Below are 14,375 nucleotides of genomic sequence, written 5' to 3'. Positions count from 1 at the left end.
CTGAGCGGGTCAGCCAGGCAAACTCCTTGGATCCATGTCAAAGTAACGACGCCAACAAAGGCGCGGCAAACAGATTGAGCAATCCGGTCAGCACCATCACCAGCCCGGCAACAGAGCCTTCTTCGCCGCCGACCTCATGGGCCCGGCTGACCCCGGCACCGTGCGCGCCAACCCCGAACAACGCACCCCGCGCCAAAGCACTGCGCAACGGCAACCACTTCAACAACACGCCGCCAAGCATCGCGCCAAACACCCCGGTGAACATTACAAAAACCGCCGTCAACTCCGGCACGCCCCCCAGGTTCTGTGCCAGCGGCATGGCGAACGGTGTGGTGATCGAACGTGGCACCAGCGACATCGTCACCGAACTGTCGAGCGCCAGCGCCCTGGCCAGTCCGAACGAGGTGCCGATCGAGGCAGCACTGCCGGCAACCATGCCCAACAGCAGTGCCGACCAGTGCCGCATCAGCAAGCGCCGTTGCTGCCAGATCGGCACGGCGAAAGCCACGGTGACCGGGCCCAGCACCAGCATCAGCCAGTGGGTATTGCTGGAGTATTCGGCATAAGCCGTGTGCAACGGCACCGCGAGCGCCAGCAGTAACGCCGGCACCAGAATCAGTGGCGACAAAATGTAGCGCCCGGTGCGCCGATACAACCAGCGGCTGAACAGGTACGCCAACAGGGTGAAGGCCAGCCAGAACATCGGCATCCATTCAAGCTTCATGGGACCGCCTCATGCGCACGGCAAGCTCGACTGTGAAAGCCGTTACCAACATCACCATCAAGGTGCTGGCGGCAATCACCAACAAGATCCGCCAGCCGTCATTGCGCAACAGCGCGCCGTAGTCGAGCAGACTCATCAGCGCCGGAATGAAAAACAACAACATCTCGGCCATCAGCAAGCCCGCGCCCAATTGCAGCGCCGCCGGTTTCACCCAGCCAAAGGCAAATGCCAGCAGCAACAGCGCCATGCCGACTACGCCACCGGGAATCGGCCACGCCAGCCAGGCCGCCACTTGGCAACCGAGCAGGTAAAGGCCGAGCAATACCGCGAGTTCGGCGAGAAGACGAGACAGATGTTTGAGGGTGACGACGTTCATGATTTTGCTCCTGACAGGGGCATATTTTACGAAGCGCGCTGCCATCCCCGAAGCGAATTGTTAGACTCAATGCCATTCCAAAATGGAATCAGGCTATGGAACTCAAACAGCTGCGCAGTTTTGTCGAAGTCATGCATCAGGGCGGCTTCACCCAAGCCGCAAAAACCCTGCACATCAGCCAGTCAGCGGTGAGCAAACAAATCGCGCAACTGGAACAGAGCCTCGGCACGCCATTGCTCGAACGGCTCGGTTCGCAACTGCGCCTGACCGCCGCGGGCGGCGTGGTGCTGCAACGGGCCGAGAGCATGCTGCGCTTGCGCAATGAATTGCTCGCAGAACTGGATGATCTGAGTCATCTGGTGCGTGGAGAACTGCGCCTCGGACTGCCACTGCTGGGCAGTGACGCGCTGTTCGCCGGGCTGTTTGCCGAATACCGACGACGCTATCCGAATATCAACATTCAGTTGCTTGAGGGTGGCAGCCGCAATGTTGAACAAGCGGTGCTCAGCGGTGAACTGGAGTTGGGCGGCAGTCTGTTACCGAAGGATCCGCAATTCGACTGTCAGCCGTTCTGTGATGAGCCTCTCGACGCCCTGCTGCCGGCAGATCATCCGCTGGCAGGTCGGGGTGAGATCGGCCTGGAAGAATTGGCCGAGACGCCATTCCTGCTCTATCAACGCAGCTTCGTGCTCAACGACCGCTTGCTGCAGGCATGCCAGCAATTGGGCTTCACGCCGAAGGAAGGCGGACGCAGCGGTCAGGCGGATTTTCTTGCGGCGCTGGTGGCCGCCGGGCAAGGCGTGGTGCTGTTGCCCAGCGTGGTTGCACGCGGCCTGGTGCGGCCAGGCGTGGTGCGTCTGACCTTGCGAGCGCCGGATTATCTGCGTTGGGATATCGCGTTTATCTGGCGTCGCGGTGCGTATCTGTCGAAAGCCGCACAGGCGTGGCTGAGCCTGCTGCGCGAGCGGGCGATCAACCCTTGAGCGTGTCGATCAACTGCGCCAGCCAAGGCTCGGCATCGGTTTCCGGGGTGACGCTTTCGCTGGCGTCGATGCGCAGCATTTCTTGCACTTCACGCACACCCAGTTCGCCGAACAGCTCTCGCATTTGCTCGCCACCGCCGCAGAAGGTGTCGCCGTAACTGGCGTCGCCCAAGGCAATCACTGCGCCCGGCAAACCGCGCCATGCGGCTGGCAACTGGTCGCGAATCGCCGAATACAGCGGTTGCAGGTTGTCGGGCAATTCGCCCATGCCGGTGGTTGAGGTCACCGCGAGTAACGCTTCGGGGCCAAACGCCTGAAGGTCGGCGAGGCTGGCGCGCGAGTTGTAGAAGGTTTCAAAGCCAGCGTCTTTCAACAGGTTCTGGGCGTGGCGGGCGACTTCTTCGGCGGTGCCGTAGACCGAACCGGAGAGGATGGCGACTTTCATCAATCTGATCCTGAAACTGAAAAAAAGAGCGGCGATAGTAACAGCCTCCAATGCAAAGCTGCGACTGGATCTCAATTGGCGGTAATGGCCAGTAGACAGCGCCTACGGTTCTTCTAGAATGCGAGCCACTGACAACTCTGAAAGGATTCAAAGATGATCAACGCAAGCTTGTTGCAAATGGTGATCAACGCGTCGAACGACGGCATCGTGGTCGCCGAAAAAGAAGGTGAGCAGGACAACATCCTGATTTATGTGAATCCGGCCTTTGAACGTCTGACCGGCTATACCAGCGAAGAAATCCTCTATCAGGACTGCCGTTTCCTGCAGTCCGGGGATCGCGACCAAGAGAGCCTGGAACTGATTCGCGACACGTTGCGCGGCGGCGGATCGTGCCGGGAAATCCTGCGCAACTATCGCAAGGACGGCACGCCGTTCTGGAATGAACTGTCGCTTTCCACAGTAAAAAACGCCGATGACGGGCAGACTTATTTCGTTGGCGTGCAGAAGGACGTCACTGTTCAGGTCAAGGCTCAGCAACGCGTGGTGCAGCTGGAAGCGCAAGTCGCCGCACTCGAAGCCGAACTGGCTACGGTGAAAGCGACAAACGGTCAAAACAAAATCGCGAACTAAGTGTCATTAACTACAATCACCAATGACTTTGTAACTATATCTTTTGAGTTAGCCATGCAGCGCGACGCCCTCCTCACTCAGGATGAGCTGGATTTCATCCAGACCATGCAGCACAACCCGCAACTGAACGTGCGGGATGCGACGTCGAGTCTGCTGGTTAACGGCGGTTCACAGATCCGCGATTTGCTCACGCGCCTGGCCGCGCACGAGCAAGTGACCATTCAGGCCAACTTCGAAAACCAGCAGATGACCTTCCCGTTGCACCTGGTGGAAGATGAGTTTCACGCACTGCATCTGCGCCTCGGCGTGCCGAGTATTTACGAAGACGGCCCGATGGTACGGCCATGGCGCTTGACGCTCGAAGAGCCGGTAGCCCTGGAAAACGCCAAAGGTCAGCCAGGAATGTTGTGGGTACACGAGGTTTCGCACAAAGGTGTGCTGCTGGAAGTGCGCAACAAGACCAAACCGCCCAAACATTTCGCGTTGTGGTTCAGCCCTTCGGGTTACGAGCGGATTTCATTGCGCGGTAATTTCGAACGGGAAACCGAAAGCGGGTTCTACGCCTACGAGTTGAGCCAGACCGATACCGACGAAACCGAACGTCTGCGCCAGTTCATCCTGCAGCAACACCGCCTCACGCATCCTGCCCTTCACACCTGAGTTTCAGGTATCCAGATTGCCGGCCAGAAATTGCAGCATGCGTTGACGCATGTTTGCGCCTTCATTGCCCAGACAGGCAACAGAGGATCCGGCCAGGCTGTCCTGCGCCAGATCCGAAGCGTCGCCCGCCAGCATCAACTGACAATCGAGACTCAATGCCAACCGGTTCAAACGTCGAGGCAATTCGGTGCTGGGCGCGTGATTGGAAAACAGCACGAGTGCATCAGGTTTGATCTTTTCGCACACCAACGTCAGCTCATCGAACGGCTGACCTGTCGTCAGCACCCGAACACCGGAATTGCTATCGCTGAGAAACAGCGCCGCCACCAGCAATTCCAGCTCTCGACATTGCCCGGCCAGCGCGCTGACGATCACACGACGCGGTTGAGTGCCACGCAGCATGACGATCCGTTGCAACACCCGCGCTCGCAGGAACCCGTCGAAGAACAGCCACTCGCTGGTCTGCCCGAAAGCGTCTTGGCGCTGCAGCAATTGCAGCCACAGCGGCATGAGGATGTCCTGAAACACCACCGGCAATGAGTATGAAGAGAAAATCTGACCATAGACGCGGTCCAGTTGCTGGTCGTCGAACGCACTCACCGCCTGCTGGATCTGCTCCTGCCATTGCAGGTAATCGGCTTGCACCAAATCATCGGGGATGATGTGCGCCAGCACTTTCTTCGGTTCGGTTTTAGCCAGGATCTTGCCGACTTTACTCACGGCAACACCACGATCAATCCAGTCAACGATGCCGCGCACGCGCTCGATATCGGTCATCGAGTAGAGCCGGTGCCCACTTTCGGTGCGTGTCGGCTGAATCAAACCATAGCGTCGCTCCCAGGCGCGCAAGGTCACCGGGTTGACACCGGTGAGGCGCGCAACCTCGCGGATCGGGAACAGATCGGCGCGCTCGAGCGCAACAGATGCCTCCAAAGCAGGGCTTGCGTCGGTGATCACAGGCATATGGCGCTCAACTTCCATGTCGGTTCAATTGGATCCCATTCTAACGCTTATGTCCCATTGGGTTTCAAGTGATGAAATGCGACGAAAGTCGCTGGTTTATTCGCGAAAAAACGGAATAATCCTTGCTTGCTGAAAAACGCAGGCCTCTACCCCGGTCCTGCGTCAGGCGAAATTCCTACCCGGAGTGACGCACTCGAAATACGGAGATACAAAATGTCTACTTCCCCCGTCACGCTGATGGTTGCCCGTCGCGTCGCCGACGGCCGTTATCAGGATTTGATCGCCTGGCTGCGCGAAGGCGAACAACTGGCCACTGATTTCCCCGGTTACCTGGGCTCTGGCGTGCTCGCTCCGCCCCCCGGCGACAACGAATTCCAGATCATTTTCCGCTTTGCCGACGAACACACGCTGCATGCGTGGGAACATTCGGCGTCCCGCACCGCGTGGTTGAGCCGTGGCAGCGATCTGTTTGCCCACCCGAAAGAGCATCGGGTCAGCGGTATCGAAGGCTGGTTCGGCGCGGCCGGTCAGCGTCCACCGCGCTGGAAGCAGGCCGTCGCGATCTGGCTGGCGTTCTTTCCAGTGTCACTGCTGTTCAACTTTGTCCTCGGCCCGTTGCTTGCCGACATGAGTTTGTTGCCGCGCGTGCTGATCAGCACGGCGTGCCTGACGCCACTGATGGTTTACTTCTTTATTCCGCTGTCGACCCGCTTGCTGGCGAACTGGCTGAACAGCACGCCGGTGCGACTGCCTGTTTCGGCAGCACCTCAGAAACATTAAAGATCGCAGCCTCGTTGCACTCGACAGCTCCTACAGGACTGAATACAGACCAGAGTAGGAGCTGCCGAAGGCTGCGATCTTTTCAGGCTCGTCGCTGTTATAGTTTTTGCTCCAGCCGCGACGCGAGCCGTTCATGACCCTTTCTTCCGCTCCGATCCTCATCACCGGTGCCGGCCAGCGTGTCGGCCTGCATTGCGCGCAACGGTTACTCGAAGACGGCCATCGCGTCATCTTCACCTACCGCAGCGAACGCCCCGGCGTGCAAACGCTGCGTGATCTGGGCGCCATCGGCCTGTTCGCCGACTTTTCCAGCGAGGCCGGGATTCTCGCCTTTATCGAAGCACTGAAAACCCACACCGAGAGCCTGCGCGCCATCGTGCACAACGCTTCCGAATGGCTGGCCGAAACTCCGGGCAGCGAGGCCGAAGCCTTCACGCGCATGTTCAATCTGCACATGCTCGCACCGTATCTGATCAACCTGCACTGTGGCGAATTGCTGCAACGCTCGACGCCCGCCGACATCATCCACATCAGCGACGATGTCACCCGCAAAGGTAGCAGCAAGCACATCGGCTATTGCGCGACCAAGACCGGGCTCGACAGCCTGACCCTGTCCTTCGCCGCCCGCTATGCGCCGGCCATCAAGGTCAACGGCATCGCGCCAGCCCTGCTATTGTTCAATCCTGACGACGACGCGGCGTACCGCGCCAAGGCCCTGGCCAAATCCGCGCTGGGCATCGAGCCCGGCAGCGAAGTGATCTATCAGAGCCTGCGCTATCTGCTCGACAACCCTTATGTCACCGGTACGACCCTGACCGTCAACGGCGGAAGGCACGTCAAATAACACCTGCCTGCGAGGCTGCCCATGAGCCGCTCACTGCCCGAGAACTACCGCGAAATCCTCATCGGCCTCGGTGAAGATCCCGACCGCGAAGGACTGCTCGATACGCCAGTGCGCGCGGCCAAGGCCATGCAATACCTGTGTCACGGTTACGAACAGAGCGTCGATGAGATTGTTAACGGCGCGCTGTTTGCCTCGGACAGTGACGAAATGATCATCGTCGCCGACATCGAGTTGTACTCGTTGTGCGAACATCACCTGTTGCCCTTCATCGGCAAGGCCCATGTGGCTTATATTCCGACAGGTAAGGTGCTGGGCCTGTCGAAAATCGCGCGACTGGTGGACATGTTCGCCCGGCGCCTGCAGATTCAGGAAAACCTCACCCGGCAAATTGCCGATGCGGTGCAACAGGTCACCGATGCTGCCGGCGTCGCCGTCGTCATTGAGGCCAGACACATGTGCATGATGATGCGCGGTGTCGAAAAACAGAATTCGACCATGAACACCTCGGTCATGCTCGGCGCGTTCCGCGAGTCGAGCAACACCCGCCAGGAGTTCCTGCAATTGATTGGACGGAGCAAGTAAATGCCACAACTTCAGCCGGGAATGGCGCGCATCCGGGTCAAGGATCTGCGCTTGCGCACCTTTATCGGGATCAACGAGGACGAAATCCTCAACAAGCAGGATGTGCTGATCAACCTGACCATTCTGTATGCCGCGCAGGAAGCGGTGCGTGACAACGACATTGATCACGCACTGAATTACCGCACGATCACCAAAGCGATCATCGCCCACGTCGAGGGCAATCGCTTTGCGCTGCTTGAACGCCTGACTCAGGAATTGCTCGATCTGGTGATGAGCAACGGTTCGGTGCTGTACGCCGAAGTCGAAGTCGACAAGCCCCATGCGTTGCGATTTGCCGAGTCGGTTTCGATCACACTCGCCGCCAGCCGCTGAGTGCGTCTGGCGCATTGGCCGTCAGACTTTTATCATCCGCGCCACGAATTGACTGCACAGAGCCCATCATGACCGAGCAACAACGCCTCGAACTCGAAGCCGCCGCCTTCCGCCGGCTGGTCGCCCACCTGGACAGCCGCAAGGACGTACAGAACATCGACCTGATGAACCTCGCCGGGTTCTGCCGCAACTGCCTGTCGAAGTGGTACAAGGCCGAAGCCGACGAGCGCCAGATCGAGGTCAGCCTCGACGATGCTCGCGAAGTGGTTTACGGCATGCCATACGCCGAGTGGAAAGCCCAATATCAGCAAGAAGCCAACGCCGACCAGCAAGCGGCGTTCGCCAAAGGAAAAACCCATGAGTGATCTGAACACCCTGCGCACCAGCCTCAAAAGCGGCGAACACGCTTTCGCCGACACCCTGGCGTTCATCGCCGCCGGTTACGATTATCAGCCGCAAGCCTTCAACAACGGTGGTGTGGAAAACGCCGCCGGACAGAACGAAGGTTCGTGCAAGACTTTGGGTCTGGCGTTGCTGGAAGGTCTGAGCGATGAAGAAGCGCTGTTGGCGTTCGGCGAGCATTATCGCTCGGTAGTGGCGACGCCTGAGGGCAGTGATCACGGCAATATTCGCGCGTTGATCAAACACGGTCTGGCCGGCGTCAAATTCACCGCACAGCCCCTGACTCGCCGCTGATTCCAGCTGCAACGCCCCCCCCCCTGTAGGAGTGAGCCTGCTCGCGATAGCGGTGTATCAGTCGACTCATATGTTGACCGGTACACCGCTATCGCGAGCAGGCTCACTCCTACAATGAATTGCGTTGGAGCAGGAGTAACGGGCACAAAAAAACCGGCCGAAGCCGGTTTTTTTATGCCTGCGATCTTAGAACGAAGCGTTCTGCAGACCGTCCAGGTAACGCTCGGTGTCCAGTGCCGCCATGCAGCCAGCGCCGGCCGAGGTGATCGCCTGACGGTAAACGTGGTCAGCCACGTCACCGGCGGCGAAGATGCCTTCGACGCTGGTCGCAGTCGCATTGCCTTCACGGCCGCCGTGCACCACCAGATAACCGTCTTTGAGGGTCAACTGGCCTTCGAACAGCGAAGTGTTCGGAGTGTGGCCGATGGCAATGAACACGCCGTCAACGGTGATTTCATCGAAACTGCCGTCGTTGTTCTTCAGACGCGCACCGGTCACGCCCATGTTGTCGCCCAGGACTTCGTCGAGGTTGGCGTTCAACTTGAGGATGATCTTGCCTTCGGCGACGCGAGCGTTGAGCTTGTCGATCAGGATTTTCTCGGCGCGGAAGGTTTCGCGACGGTGGATCAGGGTTACGGTGCTGGCGATATTGGCCAGGTACAGTGCCTCTTCAACAGCGGTGTTGCCGCCGCCGACCACTGCAACAGGCTTGTTGCGGTAGAAGAAACCGTCGCAGGTCGCGCAGGCCGAAACGCCTTTGCCCATGAACGCTTCTTCCGAAGGCAGGCCCAGGTAACGCGCGCTGGCGCCGGTGGCGATGATCAGGGCGTCGCAGGTGTAGGTCGCGCTGTCGCCGGTCAGAGTGTAAGGCTTGGCAGCGAAGTCGACGGCGTTGATGTGATCGAAAACGATCTCGGTTTCAAAACGCTCGGCGTGCTCGCGCATGCGTTCCATCAGGGCTGGACCGGTCAGACCGTGGACATCGCCCGGCCAGTTGTCGACTTCGGTGGTGGTGGTCAGTTGACCGCCAGCCTGCATGCCGGTGATCAGCAGTGGCTTGAGGTTGGCACGGGCCGCGTATACCGCAGCGCTGTAACCGGCAGGGCCGGAACCGAGAATAATCACTCGCGAATGACGGACTTCAGACATGACCTGCTCCTGTTGACCGGGCCGAAAAACGGGCACGGATCGCCGGACTGCCGGCGGGAATAAAAAAGGACCGTGGAAAACCTTGGGGAAGGCTTGAGCTCGACAGTCCTGTAAAAAGTTGGGTGCAGCGTATCGAGGGGGGCAAGATTAAGGAAATACGGTTTAACAATCCAGCTCATAGGTGGTCTCTATGCCGTCACACTGACGAGATGGACGTCTTTGTTACAGTGAATGTCGATCGCTCTGCCGCGCTTTCACAGGCGTTGCAAAGTCGGTAAGGTCGGCGCGTTTTCCCTTGCTCGGAGCACCTTATGCCCGCCCCTGTTCTGTCCGGCCCGCAATACCTGCGCGAAGGCCTGAAACTGGTCCTCAGCCCAGGCCTGCGCCTGTTCGTATTGTTGCCGCTGGTGATCAACCTGGTGCTGTTCGTCGGATTGATCTATCTGGCCGGCCACCAGTTCAGCCTGTGGGTCGATACGCTGATGCCGTCGCTGCCGGAATGGCTGAATTTCCTCAGCTACATCCTCTGGCCACTGTTTGTCGTGCTGGTGGCGCTGATGGTGTTTTTTACCTTCACCATGCTGGCCAACGTGATCGCCGCACCGTTCAACGGCTTTCTTGCGGAAAAAGTCGAAGTGGTGGTGCGTGGCACCGATGATTTCCCGGCGTTCAGCTGGGGTGAACTGATTGCGATGGTCCCGCGCACCCTCGCCCGGGAAATGCGCAAGCTCGGCTACTTTCTGCCCCGCGCCATCGGTCTCTTCATCCTGTCGTTCATCCCGGTGGTGAACATCATCGCCGCACCGCTGTGGTTGTTGTTCGGCGTGTGGATGATGGCGATCCAGTACATCGACTACCCGGCGGACAACCACAAACTGGGCTGGAACGAAATGCTCGCCTGGCTGCGCCAGAAGCGCTGGCAGAGCATGAGTTTTGGCGGGATCGTCTATCTGGTGCTGCTGATTCCGGTGGTCAACATTCTGATGATGCCGGCGGCGGTGGCCGGGGCGACGTTGTTTTGGGTGCGTGAACGCGGTGCTGAGAATCTCGTCACTCAACGCTGAGCACGTCACAAATCCATCATCCGAACGTCACAAGCACGACATGGCCTCAGTCGACACTGAGGCCATGACGACAGCTCTACACATCACCCTGATCAGCGAAACCTTTCCACCGGAAATCAACGGGGTGGCCAATACTCTTGGCCGCTTGTGCGATGGGCTGCGCGCGCGCGGCCACCAAGTGGAACTGGTGCGCCCGCGTCAGGCCGGCGATCCGCAGCGCAGTGAAGACGACGCGTTGCTGTTGTGCCGTGGCTGGCCGTTGCCGGGATATCCGGGGCTGCAATGGGGGCAATCGTCGATGCACAAACTGCTGCGACGCTGGAAACGTCAGCGTCCCGATGTGCTGTACATCGCCACGGAAGGCCCACTCGGCTTATCGGCCCTGCGTGCGGCGCGGCGTTTGGGCATTTCGGTGGTTAGCGGGTTTCACACCAACTTTCAGCAATACACCAGTCAGTACGGCCTCGGACTGCTGACGCGAATGCTGACGCATTATTTGCGCTGGTTTCACAATCGCTCGGCCATGACTCTGGTGCCGAGCGTCAGCCAGCGACTGGAACTGGAGCGACGCCATTTCGAGCGCTTGGCGCTGTTGTCGCGCGGTGTCGACAGCCAGCTATTTCATCCAAGCAAACGGCTGAATGCCTTGCGTGAGCAATGGGGCCTGTCCGAGCAGGACATTGCGGTGATCCACGTAGGACGACTCGCGCCGGAGAAGAACCTTGGCCTGCTCAAACGCTGCTTCGAAAAACTGCGGGACACTTATCCACAGCGCAATCTGAAACTGATCGTGGTCGGCGACGGGCCGCAACGGCTAGCGCTGGAAAAGGATTTGCCCGAGGCGATTTTCTGCGGCTCACAGCGTGGTGAAGCGTTGGCGGCGCACTACGCGTCCGGCGATATATTTCTGTTTCCCAGCCTGACCGAAACCTTCGGCAATGTCGTGCTGGAGGCACTGGCCTCGGGGCTGGGTGTGGTGGCTTACGATCAAGCTGCAGCGGCGCAGCATATTCGCCATGGTTACAACGGCGTGCTGGCGATGCCCGGTGATGAACAGGCGTTCTGCGAGGCGGCGGCGTGGTTGCTGGAAGAGGATGAGGCGTTGCGCTGCGTGCGTTTGAATGCGCGGCAGCATGCGAGCCGCCAGGGATGGCCGGCGGTTATCGAGCAGTTTGAAAAGCATTTGCGCGGGGCTTGTGTGGGGGAGCAAGTGGTGCCGAATGCGCAGACATTGCCTTGAATTATTGTTGCGTTTGAAACCGCCATCGCTGGCAAGCCAGCTCCCACAGGGATTTCCAGTGACCACAGGTCGTGTGAACACCCATGAAACCTGTGGGAGCTGGCTTGCCAGCGATAGCGTCAGTAGGGGCGCTGGTTAAACCAGCGTCATCAACGCCTCACGGCTGAACGGCAAAATATCCTGTTCACGCCCTTCGCGGACTTTTTGCGCCCAATCCGGATCGACCAACAGCGCGCGCCCAACCGCCACCAGATCGAATTCCTCTTTGTTCAAACGCTCCAGCAGGTTCTCCAGACTGGCCGGTTGCGCGACCTTGTCGGTGTTGACCATGAACTGCAGGAACTCGCCATCGAGACCGACGCTACCGACGGTGATGGTCGGCTTGCCGGTGAGCTTGCGGGTCCAGCCTGCCAGGTTCAGCTCGGAACCATCGAACTCCGGCTCCCAGAAACGCCGCGTCGAGCAGTGGAAAATATCCACACCGGCGTCGGACAACGGCTTGAGGAATTCGCCCAGTGCTTCTGGGGTTTGCACCAGACGCGCGGTGTAATCCTGCTGCTTCCACTGCGAGAAACGGAAGATGATCGGGAAACCTTCGCCAACGGCCGCACGCACCGCTTGAATCAGTTCGATGGCGAAGCGCGAACGGTTGGCCAGGCTGCCGCCGTATTCGTCGCTGCGCTGGTTGCTGCCTTCCCAGAAAAACTGGTCGATCAGGTAACCGTGCGCACCGTGGATTTCCACGCCGTCCATGCCGATGCTTTGTGCGTCTTTGGCCGCTTGAGCGAAGGCTGCGATCACGTCCTGGATGTCTTGCTTGGTCATGCCGTGCACCACGACCTGACCGTCCTTGAGTTTTTCCGACGGGCCGTAAGCCGGCACGCTAGCGTCCGGCTCGGTGCCGATGCGGCGTACGCTGCCCACATGCCACAGCTGCGGAACAATCTTGCCGCCTTCAGCGTGAACGGCGTCGACGACTTTCTTCCAGCCGGCCAATGGCGCGTCACCAAAGAACTGCGGCACGTTCGGGTAACCGTTGGAGGCGATGTGGCCGACGGTGGTGCCTTCGGTGATGATCAGGCCGACACCGGCCGCTGCGCGACGACGGTAGTACTCGATGACTTTCGAATTAGGCACGCCGCCCGGGGAGAAGGAGCGAGTCATCGGCGCCATGACCACGCGGGTCGGCAGTTCGAGGGCACCGAGGTGGAACGGTTTGAACAAGGCTTGAACGGGCATCGATGGGCTCCACAGAGAAGGCTTTATGACGGCGATAATATGGAGACGTGAACCCTTTGAACAGCACTATTGATTTGGGTGATTAAGGATTAAAAGACGCAAAGCAAAAGATCGCAGCCTTCGGCAGCTCCTACATGGGGTTTTGAGGTCACCTGCAGGAGCTGCCGAAGGCTGCGATCTTTTGATCTTGCTGTTTCAGCTCAGCGCTTTTTCAATCGCATGCACAATGGTCGGATCATCCGGCGCCGTACGCGGCGAGAACCGCGCCAACACCCGGCCGTCCTTGCCGAGCAAAAACTTTTCGAAATTCCAGGTAATGTCACCGGGAAACTCCGCGCCCTCGCCCGCCAACAGACGGTAGAGCTGATGACGCTCGTGGCCGTTGACTTCGAGCTTGCTCGACAACGGAAACGTCACGCCATAGTTAAGGCTGCAGAAGTCCTGAATTTCTTTTTCAGAACCGGGTTCCTGACCGGCAAACTGGTTGCACGGCAGGCCCAGCACACTGAAGCCTTTGCCTTTGAATTGCTGATGGAGGTTTTCCAGCGCCGCGTACTGTGGGGTCAAGCCGCACTTGGAGGCGACGTTGACCACCAGCACGACTTGGCCCTTGAACGGCGCCAGCGGTAGCTCCTGGCCATCCAGGGCTGTCAACTTAAGGTCGTGAAAAGCACTCATGACGAACTCCAGGATTCCCATGTTCTACTCGAAACAGCCACTTGGCGAGGCCACCAAGGACAGCCGCGGACTAAAAAGGCGCCCGCAGGCGCCTCTCCAGTACTCGAAGCTTAGCGCAGAAAATCAGTGGTGATGGCCACCTTCGCCATGGACGTGGCCATGAGCGATTTCTTCCTGGCTGGCGTCACGGATGTCAACGATCTTCACTTTGAAGTTCAGGCGCTGACCGGCCAGTGGGTGGTTGCCGTCGACTGTTACGTCGTCGCCGTCGAGGTCACGGATGGTGACGATTTGCATCTGGCCGTCCGGCGCCGAAGCGTGGAACTGCATGCCGACTTCCAGCTCGTCAACGCCTTCGAACATGCTGCGGCTCAGGGTGCTGACCAGCTCAGCAGCGTATTCACCGTAAGCGTCTTCCGGCTCAACGGAAACTTCCAGCTCGTCACCAACAGCTTTGCCTTCCAGCGCTTTTTCCAAGCCTGGAATGATGTTACCTGCGCCTTGCAGGTAGACCAGCGGAGCGCCGCCGGCGGAGCTGTCGATGACCTCACCAGCGTCGTTGGTCAGGGTATAGTCGATGGAGACAGCCTTATTGGCGGCGATCAGCATGGGGCGAGACCTTTTGCATAAGAATATAGAAAGGCCAAGTTTAGCGAAGCAAACGCGCGAAAGCGAACACAACCCGGACAAACGGGTTTCAACGATCGCAGGCTTCCATCAAGACGAAGAAGGCCATTGGGTGGCCGAGCTTTCCTGTGGCCACACCCAACACCTGCGCCATCAGCCGCCCTGGCAATCACGTGCCTGGGTGCTCGACCCGGCGCAACGTATTGAAAAAATAGGCCAACCCTTTGCCTGCGGTTGGTGCGCACAAGGCTCGGTTAGCGATAACCTTGGCGACTGAATTTCGGCAGATTGTCAGTAAAAGATGATCGCCATTGCCATGCACC

20 protein-coding genes are annotated in these 14,375 nt (G+C 59.0%); 12 read left to right on the top strand and 8 right to left on the bottom strand.

Going from position 1 to position 14,375, the window contains the following annotated elements:
• Positions 1–37: 37 nt before the first annotated feature.
• Positions 38–724, bottom strand: a complete 687-nt coding sequence (locus ACZZ0A_RS01150) for an LrgB family protein (RefSeq protein WP_463542406.1) — start codon at positions 722–724, stop codon at positions 38–40.
• Positions 714–1,100 carry a CidA/LrgA family protein gene (locus ACZZ0A_RS01145; RefSeq protein WP_007914242.1) on the bottom strand — a complete coding sequence of 129 codons (387 nt, stop codon included), beginning with the start codon at positions 1,098–1,100 and terminating at the stop codon, positions 714–716. The genes ACZZ0A_RS01150 and ACZZ0A_RS01145 overlap by 11 nt, the downstream gene beginning before the upstream one ends.
• A gap of 95 nt (positions 1,101–1,195) precedes the next feature.
• Between ACZZ0A_RS01145 and ACZZ0A_RS01140 the strand changes: the two genes are divergently transcribed.
• On the top strand, positions 1,196–2,083 hold the full coding sequence (locus ACZZ0A_RS01140; protein WP_007914245.1) for a LysR family transcriptional regulator: 888 nt from the start codon (positions 1,196–1,198) through the stop codon (positions 2,081–2,083).
• Here ACZZ0A_RS01140 and ACZZ0A_RS01135 read toward each other — a convergent pair.
• The gene (locus ACZZ0A_RS01135) at positions 2,073–2,528 is read right to left on the bottom strand and encodes a flavodoxin (RefSeq protein ID WP_007914247.1); all 456 of its coding nucleotides are present in this window, start codon (positions 2,526–2,528) and stop codon (positions 2,073–2,075) included. The two genes, ACZZ0A_RS01140 and ACZZ0A_RS01135, sit on opposite strands and share 11 nt — an antisense overlap.
• Before the next feature lie 153 nt (positions 2,529–2,681).
• On the opposite strand from ACZZ0A_RS01135, the gene ACZZ0A_RS01130 reads away from it, so the two are divergent.
• On the top strand, positions 2,682–3,158 hold the full coding sequence (locus ACZZ0A_RS01130; protein ID WP_123375743.1) for a PAS domain-containing protein: 477 nt from the start codon (positions 2,682–2,684) through the stop codon (positions 3,156–3,158).
• Positions 3,159–3,212: 54 nt separating this feature from the next.
• On the top strand, positions 3,213–3,818 hold the full coding sequence (locus tag ACZZ0A_RS01125; RefSeq protein ID WP_007914250.1) for a hypothetical protein: 606 nt from the start codon (positions 3,213–3,215) through the stop codon (positions 3,816–3,818).
• 3 nt (positions 3,819–3,821) lie between these two features.
• Here the strand turns inward: ACZZ0A_RS01125 and ACZZ0A_RS01120 are convergent, their stop codons facing one another.
• Positions 3,822–4,781: a MerR family transcriptional regulator gene (locus ACZZ0A_RS01120; RefSeq protein ID WP_007914252.1), complete on the bottom strand. Its 960-nt coding sequence runs from the start codon at positions 4,779–4,781 to the stop codon at positions 3,822–3,824.
• Between the two features lie 213 nt (positions 4,782–4,994).
• Between ACZZ0A_RS01120 and ACZZ0A_RS01115 the strand changes: the two genes are divergently transcribed.
• The 6 genes from ACZZ0A_RS01115 (at position 4,995) to ACZZ0A_RS01090 (ending at position 8,055) form a co-directional block, all read left to right on the top strand.
• Positions 4,995–5,561, top strand: a complete 567-nt coding sequence (locus ACZZ0A_RS01115; protein ID WP_007914254.1) for an antibiotic biosynthesis monooxygenase — start codon at positions 4,995–4,997, stop codon at positions 5,559–5,561.
• Between the two features lie 133 nt (positions 5,562–5,694).
• On the top strand, positions 5,695–6,405 hold the full coding sequence (gene folM, locus ACZZ0A_RS01110) for a dihydromonapterin reductase (protein ID WP_463542405.1): 711 nt from the start codon (positions 5,695–5,697) through the stop codon (positions 6,403–6,405).
• Positions 6,406–6,426: 21 nt separating this feature from the next.
• Positions 6,427–6,987, top strand: coding sequence for a GTP cyclohydrolase I FolE (gene folE, locus ACZZ0A_RS01105; RefSeq protein ID WP_007914261.1), 561 nt, complete (start codon positions 6,427–6,429; stop codon positions 6,985–6,987).
• Positions 6,988–7,359, top strand: a complete 372-nt coding sequence (gene folX, locus ACZZ0A_RS01100) for a dihydroneopterin triphosphate 2'-epimerase (protein WP_007914273.1) — start codon at positions 6,988–6,990, stop codon at positions 7,357–7,359.
• 68 nt (positions 7,360–7,427) lie between these two features.
• Positions 7,428–7,724, top strand: coding sequence for a DUF1244 domain-containing protein (locus ACZZ0A_RS01095; RefSeq protein WP_007914276.1), 297 nt, complete (start codon positions 7,428–7,430; stop codon positions 7,722–7,724).
• Positions 7,717–8,055 (top strand): HopJ type III effector protein, encoded by a 339-nt coding sequence (locus tag ACZZ0A_RS01090; protein WP_007914278.1) that lies wholly within the window; start codon positions 7,717–7,719, stop codon positions 8,053–8,055. The genes ACZZ0A_RS01095 and ACZZ0A_RS01090 overlap by 8 nt, the downstream gene beginning before the upstream one ends.
• Before the next feature lie 186 nt (positions 8,056–8,241).
• Here the strand turns inward: ACZZ0A_RS01090 and trxB are convergent, their stop codons facing one another.
• Positions 8,242–9,204, bottom strand: coding sequence for a thioredoxin-disulfide reductase (gene trxB / locus ACZZ0A_RS01085; RefSeq protein WP_007912350.1), 963 nt, complete (start codon positions 9,202–9,204; stop codon positions 8,242–8,244).
• Between the two features lie 311 nt (positions 9,205–9,515).
• Between trxB and cysZ the strand changes: the two genes are divergently transcribed.
• Positions 9,516–10,268, top strand: coding sequence for a sulfate transporter CysZ (gene cysZ, locus ACZZ0A_RS01080; RefSeq protein WP_095112665.1), 753 nt, complete (start codon positions 9,516–9,518; stop codon positions 10,266–10,268).
• Between the two features lie 40 nt (positions 10,269–10,308).
• On the top strand, positions 10,309–11,508 hold the full coding sequence (locus ACZZ0A_RS01075) for a glycosyltransferase family 4 protein (RefSeq protein ID WP_095112666.1): 1,200 nt from the start codon (positions 10,309–10,311) through the stop codon (positions 11,506–11,508).
• A gap of 135 nt (positions 11,509–11,643) precedes the next feature.
• Here the strand turns inward: ACZZ0A_RS01075 and ACZZ0A_RS01070 are convergent, their stop codons facing one another.
• The 3 genes from ACZZ0A_RS01070 to ACZZ0A_RS01060 form a co-directional block, all read right to left on the bottom strand.
• Positions 11,644–12,747, bottom strand: coding sequence for an NADH:flavin oxidoreductase (locus ACZZ0A_RS01070; protein ID WP_007912361.1), 1,104 nt, complete (start codon positions 12,745–12,747; stop codon positions 11,644–11,646).
• A 195-nt stretch (positions 12,748–12,942) separates the two neighbouring features.
• A complete protein-coding gene (locus ACZZ0A_RS01065) occupies positions 12,943–13,425 on the bottom strand; it encodes a glutathione peroxidase (protein ID WP_007912363.1) in 483 nt (160 codons plus the stop codon).
• Between the two features lie 123 nt (positions 13,426–13,548).
• On the bottom strand, positions 13,549–14,034 hold the full coding sequence (locus ACZZ0A_RS01060; protein ID WP_007912368.1) for an FKBP-type peptidyl-prolyl cis-trans isomerase: 486 nt from the start codon (positions 14,032–14,034) through the stop codon (positions 13,549–13,551).
• On the opposite strand from ACZZ0A_RS01060, the gene ACZZ0A_RS01055 reads away from it, so the two are divergent.
• Positions 14,003–14,329: a DUF3565 domain-containing protein gene (locus ACZZ0A_RS01055; protein ID WP_081498742.1), complete on the top strand. Its 327-nt coding sequence runs from the start codon at positions 14,003–14,005 to the stop codon at positions 14,327–14,329. The two genes, ACZZ0A_RS01060 and ACZZ0A_RS01055, sit on opposite strands and share 32 nt — an antisense overlap.
• Positions 14,330–14,375 lie beyond the last annotated feature (46 nt).

The organism is Pseudomonas sp. AC242 (assembly GCF_979258655.1).
Note: the sequence above shows the minus strand (reverse complement) of the source record. Positions and strands in the feature narration are given on the sequence as shown.

Excerpts from the sequence above, each read along its gene's own strand:
- ACZZ0A_RS01140 (WP_007914245.1), top strand. The coding sequence starts at position 1,196 with ATGGAACTCAAACAGCTGCGCAGTTTTGTCGAAGTCATGCATCAGGGC.
- ACZZ0A_RS01060 (WP_007912368.1), bottom strand. The coding sequence starts at position 14,034 with ATGCTGATCGCCGCCAATAAGGCTGTCTCCATCGACTATACCCTGACC.
- ACZZ0A_RS01065 (WP_007912363.1), bottom strand. The coding sequence starts at position 13,425 with ATGAGTGCTTTTCACGACCTTAAGTTGACAGCCCTGGATGGCCAGGAG.
- ACZZ0A_RS01135 (WP_007914247.1), bottom strand. The coding sequence starts at position 2,528 with ATGAAAGTCGCCATCCTCTCCGGTTCGGTCTACGGCACCGCCGAAGAA.
- folE (WP_007914261.1), top strand. The coding sequence starts at position 6,427 with ATGAGCCGCTCACTGCCCGAGAACTACCGCGAAATCCTCATCGGCCTC.
- cysZ (WP_095112665.1), top strand. The coding sequence starts at position 9,516 with ATGCCCGCCCCTGTTCTGTCCGGCCCGCAATACCTGCGCGAAGGCCTG.
- ACZZ0A_RS01055 (WP_081498742.1), top strand. The coding sequence starts at position 14,003 with ATGGAGACAGCCTTATTGGCGGCGATCAGCATGGGGCGAGACCTTTTG.
- ACZZ0A_RS01145 (WP_007914242.1), bottom strand. The coding sequence starts at position 1,100 with ATGAACGTCGTCACCCTCAAACATCTGTCTCGTCTTCTCGCCGAACTC.
- ACZZ0A_RS01120 (WP_007914252.1), bottom strand. The coding sequence starts at position 4,781 with ATGCCTGTGATCACCGACGCAAGCCCTGCTTTGGAGGCATCTGTTGCG.
- ACZZ0A_RS01115 (WP_007914254.1), top strand. The coding sequence starts at position 4,995 with ATGTCTACTTCCCCCGTCACGCTGATGGTTGCCCGTCGCGTCGCCGAC.
- folM (WP_463542405.1), top strand. The coding sequence starts at position 5,695 with ATGACCCTTTCTTCCGCTCCGATCCTCATCACCGGTGCCGGCCAGCGT.
- ACZZ0A_RS01090 (WP_007914278.1), top strand. The coding sequence starts at position 7,717 with ATGAGTGATCTGAACACCCTGCGCACCAGCCTCAAAAGCGGCGAACAC.
- ACZZ0A_RS01130 (WP_123375743.1), top strand. The coding sequence starts at position 2,682 with ATGATCAACGCAAGCTTGTTGCAAATGGTGATCAACGCGTCGAACGAC.
- folX (WP_007914273.1), top strand. The coding sequence starts at position 6,988 with ATGCCACAACTTCAGCCGGGAATGGCGCGCATCCGGGTCAAGGATCTG.
- ACZZ0A_RS01075 (WP_095112666.1), top strand. The coding sequence starts at position 10,309 with ATGGCCTCAGTCGACACTGAGGCCATGACGACAGCTCTACACATCACC.
- ACZZ0A_RS01095 (WP_007914276.1), top strand. The coding sequence starts at position 7,428 with ATGACCGAGCAACAACGCCTCGAACTCGAAGCCGCCGCCTTCCGCCGG.
- trxB (WP_007912350.1), bottom strand. The coding sequence starts at position 9,204 with ATGTCTGAAGTCCGTCATTCGCGAGTGATTATTCTCGGTTCCGGCCCT.
- ACZZ0A_RS01070 (WP_007912361.1), bottom strand. The coding sequence starts at position 12,747 with ATGCCCGTTCAAGCCTTGTTCAAACCGTTCCACCTCGGTGCCCTCGAA.
- ACZZ0A_RS01150 (WP_463542406.1), bottom strand. The coding sequence starts at position 724 with ATGAAGCTTGAATGGATGCCGATGTTCTGGCTGGCCTTCACCCTGTTG.
- ACZZ0A_RS01125 (WP_007914250.1), top strand. The coding sequence starts at position 3,213 with ATGCAGCGCGACGCCCTCCTCACTCAGGATGAGCTGGATTTCATCCAG.